This window comes from Mesorhizobium sp. M7A.F.Ca.ET.027.03.2.1, from assembly GCF_003999175.1.
GTDB lineage: Bacteria > Pseudomonadota > Alphaproteobacteria > Rhizobiales > Rhizobiaceae > Mesorhizobium.
The window spans coordinates 1-749 of record NZ_RZOM01001667.1 but is presented as its reverse complement, the minus strand read 5'-3'; the positions used below and the strand labels follow the sequence as shown (position 1 = coordinate 749).

Below are 749 nucleotides of genomic sequence, written 5' to 3'. Positions count from 1 at the left end.
CTATCATGGGGCATTCCGATTTTTCTCTTTTCAGGAGCCCTTCATGTTCACCATTTCGCGACGCATTGTTCTCCTCTCGTCGGCGGCGCTTGCCGGCGCGGCCTTCCTCGGCCCGGCCCATGCCGACGACCTCAAAATCACCATCGGCTATCAAACGGTGGTCGAGCCTTCGAAAGTGCCGCAGGCCGACGGCGCCTATGAAAAGGAGACGAAGGCAGTAATCGACTGGCGCAAATTCGATTCCGGCGCCGATGTCATCGCCGCAGTCGCTTCCGGCTCGGTCGATATCGGCTATGTCGGCTCGAGCCCGCTGGCGGCGGCGGCTAGCCGCGAATTGCCGATCCAGACCATCTTTATAGTCGGCCTGATCGGCGAATCCGAGGCGCTGGTGGCGCGCAACGGCGCCGGCATCGAGAAAGTCGCCGACCTCGCCGGCAAGAAGGTCGCCGTGCCGTTCGTCTCGACGACGCATTACAGCCTGCTCGCCGCGTTGAAGCATGAGGGCGTGGATCCGAAGTCGGTCGTGATCCTCAATCTCAGGCCACCGGAAATCGCCGCCGCTTTCTCGCGTGGCGACATCGACGCGGCTTATGTCTGGGATCCGGCGCTCGGCCAGATCAAGACGACGGGCAAGGTGGTGGTGGATTCCTCGCAGGTCGCCGCCTGGGGCGCGCCAACCTTCGACGCCTGGATCGTGCGCACCGACTTCGCCGAAAAGAACCCGGAAGCGGTGCGCGACTTCGTCAAGG

The 749-nt window shown here is 63.2% G+C and carries 1 protein-coding gene; it reads left to right on the top strand.

Annotated elements, in window-relative coordinates; translation table 11 throughout:
* Positions 1-43 precede the first annotated feature (43 nt).
* Positions 44-749, top strand: a 706-nt coding sequence (gene tauA / locus EN750_RS37220; RefSeq protein ID WP_127399471.1) for a taurine ABC transporter substrate-binding protein, incomplete at its 3' end; no start/stop codon positions are given.